The organism is Mycobacterium sp. UM_11 (genome assembly GCF_001414075.1).
Classification (GTDB): Bacteria; Actinomycetota; Actinomycetes; order Mycobacteriales; family Mycobacteriaceae; genus Mycobacterium.
Genome location: NZ_LATC01000190.1, coordinates 1 through 3,546 on the forward strand (window position 1 = coordinate 1; position 3,546 = coordinate 3,546).

The 3,546-nt window shown below is 66.2% G+C and carries 6 protein-coding genes; 4 read left to right on the forward strand and 2 right to left on the reverse strand.

Annotated features, from left to right (window positions below; genetic code table 11):
• From WU80_RS26225 to WU80_RS24310, 3 genes are all read left to right on the forward strand, one after another.
• Positions 1 to 298: hypothetical protein (locus tag WU80_RS26225; protein ID WP_055405881.1), on the forward strand; the 298-nt coding region annotated here is incomplete at its 5' end.
• Between the two features lie 74 nt (positions 299 to 372).
• Positions 373 to 972 carry a C40 family peptidase gene (locus tag WU80_RS24305; protein WP_231633907.1) on the forward strand — a complete coding sequence of 200 codons (600 nt, stop codon included), beginning with the start codon at positions 373 to 375 and terminating at the stop codon, positions 970 to 972.
• A 313-nt stretch (positions 973 to 1,285) separates the two neighbouring features.
• Complete coding sequence (locus WU80_RS24310; RefSeq protein ID WP_055405641.1) at positions 1,286 to 1,609, forward strand: putative quinol monooxygenase; 324 nt, start codon at positions 1,286 to 1,288, stop codon at positions 1,607 to 1,609.
• On the opposite strand, the gene WU80_RS24315 is transcribed toward WU80_RS24310, so the two are convergent.
• A complete protein-coding gene (locus WU80_RS24315) occupies positions 1,606 to 2,298 on the reverse strand; it encodes a hypothetical protein (RefSeq protein WP_055405640.1) in 693 nt (230 codons plus the stop codon). The genes WU80_RS24310 and WU80_RS24315 overlap by 4 nt on opposite strands.
• A 70-nt stretch (positions 2,299 to 2,368) precedes the next feature.
• On the opposite strand from WU80_RS24315, the gene WU80_RS24320 reads away from it, so the two are divergent.
• Positions 2,369 to 2,578 (forward strand): hypothetical protein, encoded by a 210-nt coding sequence (locus WU80_RS24320; RefSeq protein ID WP_055405643.1) that lies wholly within the window; start codon positions 2,369 to 2,371, stop codon positions 2,576 to 2,578.
• Here WU80_RS24320 and WU80_RS24325 read toward each other — a convergent pair.
• On the reverse strand, positions 2,530 to 3,354 hold the full coding sequence (locus WU80_RS24325) for an adenylate/guanylate cyclase domain-containing protein (RefSeq protein WP_055405639.1): 825 nt from the start codon (positions 3,352 to 3,354) through the stop codon (positions 2,530 to 2,532). The two genes, WU80_RS24320 and WU80_RS24325, sit on opposite strands and share 49 nt — an antisense overlap.
• Positions 3,355 to 3,546 lie beyond the last annotated feature (192 nt).

The following is a 3,546-nucleotide window of genomic DNA, read 5'->3' on the forward strand; positions in this document are numbered from 1 at the left end:
GCGCGAGGATGCGGTCGAAGAGCGTGAGGTCGAGCTCAAGAGGCGCGAATGGCTGGCCGGCAGGCGCGATCGGGTCGCCGATAATCGCGATCGAATCGCCGATGACCGCGAACGGGCGGCGGACGAGCGGGAGCGGCGCGCCGACGAACGCGAGGGCACGGCCGCGGAGCGCGAGCGCGAACGCGTGCGGCGGGAGGGCGACCGGCAAAAGCGTGCGGAAGCCCGCGAGAAGCGTGACCAAGCCAGCATCGACCGCGAGATGGCCGAGTCCGAACGCGGCTACGGGCCCGACCGGTAAGTTTGCTGGCTAGCGATCTGCGGCGCGGGCGCATTTGCGCTAATGTGGGGCGTAAGCCATTATCCGCTTAGCGAATGACGTACGCCACAATTTTTGGCGAACATTCGCAGCTATTGCTAGCGTCCCCGGCCATGGTAGTACTTGCAACATTGATGTCATTGATCAATCAGGTTTCTGGGACGCCTTATATTCCGGGCGGAGATTCTCCCGCCGGGACGGATTGCTCGGGGCTCGTTTCCTGGGTTGCCAATGCGGCATCCGACCGGCCGGTCTTCGGAAACCGGTTCAACACCGGAAATGAAGAGGCGGCTTTGTTGGCGCGCGGCTTCCAGTACGGAACCGCCCCCAACGCCCTCGTGATCGGGTGGAACGGCGGCCATACGGCCGCCACCCTGCCGGATGGGACCCCGGTAGCCAGTGGTGAGCGCGGTGGCGTGCACATCGGTGGCGCCGGCGCCTACCAGGCGGGCTTCACCCACCACATGTTTCTGCCCATGCCCGACGCCGAGGGAGTCCTGCCCCCGCCGCCGGACGCGCCGCCGCCACCGCCGGACGCCCCGCCGCCGCCGCCGGACGCGCCGCCCGTGCTGGTCGACGCCACGGCCCCCGCCCCCCCGGCCCCGCCGGCGCCGGAATTGCCGCCTCCCGGCGATCCGGGAATTGCGAATCCCTAACGAATTGAATTCGCGAAGGCCTCAATCTATTGCGCGGCTATTAGACGCGTATAGGACACATAAAGAGGACGGGCCCTCGTGCGAAGTGAAATAGCTCCGAATACACAGCAACTGTGAGCCAGGCCACTTTGCGCGCCGCTTCAGCGCTTCGCGATTAGCACGCGAGCAAACCGATAGTGCGCCTCGGGCATCCATTCCGATGCCCGGGGCGCACTTTGCTGGCGGCGCCCCCCGACCGGTTGCGAATATGCTGGTGACTGCTCGGTGGCGTCGAGCGGGCACATCTTCCAGACGAGCGAGACGGGGGCCGGCCATGATCTTCATCGTCGTCAAATTCGAGACCAAACCGGACTGGACGGACCGCTGGCCCGATCTCGTCGCCTCCTTCACCGCCGCCACGCGCGCGGAGGAGGGCAACCTGTGGTTCGAGTGGTCGCGCAGCCTGGACAACCCCGCCGAGTACGTCTTGGTAGAGGCGTTCCGTGACGACGAGGCGGGCGGCGTCCACGTCAACAGCGACCACTTCAAGCGGGCGATGCGCGAGCTTCCCCAGGCGCTGAAGTCCACGCCCAAGATCATCAACCAGACGATCGACGCGGCGGGGTGGTCCGAACTGAGTGAGATGGCGGTCGACTAGCCGACTTCGCCTACGGTGACCGCGATTTCGTCGCCCAGCCGGTAACCCGGCGCGAGCGGAAGCACATCACCGCTCCAGAACTTGCCCGGGTCGAACCAGTTCGTGTCCTTGTCAGTGTTGAGCAGCCCCATCTCCTCGTAGGTGATCGCCACCGTCTCCGCGCAATAAGCCGTGGAAAGGCTCATCTTGCGCTGTTCCCGTCGGCGCCGGGTCTGCTCTCGAATCTTGCTGTCCACCACCGGGATTCCGCGCACCCAGTCGTTGATGGTGGGCAGGCGCCCACGGAACCAGCGACCGGTCAGCCGGGCGGTGGTGGGAAACGCCGTCCCGTCCATGCGCGCGATCACGCGCAGCAGCTTGTTCTCCTGGTCGCGGGTGGGATTCGGCGTCAGCTGACGCAGCCAGCACCGCTGCTGGTATCGCTGGGTCCACTGCAGGACCGCCTGCTGCAGATCATTGAGTTGCACGCCGCGGTGGTTGGTGCCGGTCCACATGTCGACGAGCTTGTCGCCCAACTCGGCATGCCAGATCAACGGCGGCAGGTCGTCGATGGCCACCGTCATGCCGACGTGGTTCACCGGGGCGTTGGTCAACGTCTGAATCGCGCGGTCGGGCCGCGAGCGCCCGCGGAACAACCAAAGATCGCCGGTGCGAGTTTCGTTCAGCGCCTCATCGAGGGTCAGCGTCATGAGCCTGTCGATGCCTGTGTCCGGTTGCAAGAGCACACAAAGTTAATCACAGGGCGCATACGCTGTGGTGATGCGCAGTGTGTGGAAATGGCTTGGGCTGGCCGGCGTCGCCGGCGTCGTCGCCGGCGGCGCGCTGGTGGTTCGCGACCAACGCAAACGGCGCGCCTACACCGCCGACGAGGTCCGGTCGCGCCTGCATCAACGGCTGGCCGAATACGAAGCGGATGGTTTTCAGTCCAGATCGGGATCGGGCGGGGCCTCCACCGCGAACAGCGAATAGGTCCCCGAAAAGCCTTTCAGTTCAACCTCGCGGCCCTCGTCGAAGCCAATGTCGTCGCAGTCGGAAAGGGCATCCCGCACCGGTTGACTCACCAAGATCTCGCCACCGGCGGCCTTGGCCGCCACCCGCGCCGCCATCGCGACGTTGCGGCCGAACAGGTCGTCGCCGCGGCGTACTGAGCGACCCATGTGGATGCCGATCCGAACGCGAATCTCCTCGTGCCGCTTGCGTTTTGCGTCCTTGCGAAGTGCGCGCTGTAGGTCGACGCCGCATCGCACCGCTTGGTCGGCGCGGGAGAAGGCGACCATGAAGCCGTCGCCCTGGCTCTTCACCACGTGACCGGACCGCTTCTGCACCAGGTCCGACACCAGCTTGTCGTGCGCCGCAATGAGCTTGACCCAGGCCCGGTCGCCGATGCGCTCGTTGAGGGCCGTGGATTCCTCGATGTCGGAGAACAGGATCACCACCCGGCCGTCCGGCGTGACCCGGGCCAGGTCGGGCCGCTCCACCTCGGCCCAGTCGGCGAGGTCCTCGATCGAGCTGCGTACGGCCGCGCCGAACCCTTCCTTGCGCAACAGGTTGGCGGTGTTCCACACCCGCTTGACCGCCTCGCGCCCACCGGACAGCAGCTGAGTGCGGGCGTCGGTGCGGTGCCGCAACTCCTCGATCTCCTCGCGGCTGCGCACCAGCAGGCAGGACAGCACGGCGAGGCCGACTCCCTCGATCACGGCGATGCCTGCCAGTACGTAGACCGTGATATGCAGCGCGTCGCCCACGCAAGCATCCTGCCAAATGCCGCGATGGCGTGAGGTTGTCGGGCCTGGGCGCGGTGTCTAGTGTTAGGTCCGACCGCCGCGGGTAGTGAGTCTTCAAAGAGCCAACGACTATCGAAGGGTGCGGGCTTGGCTGACGGCGGTGACAGCTCCTCGAACAAGCTGGTGATCTTCGGCATCACCGGCGATCTGGCG

Coding starts and splice junctions, on each gene's coding strand:
- WU80_RS24305 (WP_231633907.1), top strand. CDS start 373: ATGACGTACGCCACAATTTTTGGCGAACATTCGCAGCTATTGCTAGCG.
- WU80_RS24310 (WP_055405641.1), top strand. CDS start 1,286: ATGATCTTCATCGTCGTCAAATTCGAGACCAAACCGGACTGGACGGAC.
- WU80_RS24315 (WP_055405640.1), bottom strand. CDS start 2,298: ATGACGCTGACCCTCGATGAGGCGCTGAACGAAACTCGCACCGGCGAT.
- WU80_RS24320 (WP_055405643.1), top strand. CDS start 2,369: ATGCGCAGTGTGTGGAAATGGCTTGGGCTGGCCGGCGTCGCCGGCGTC.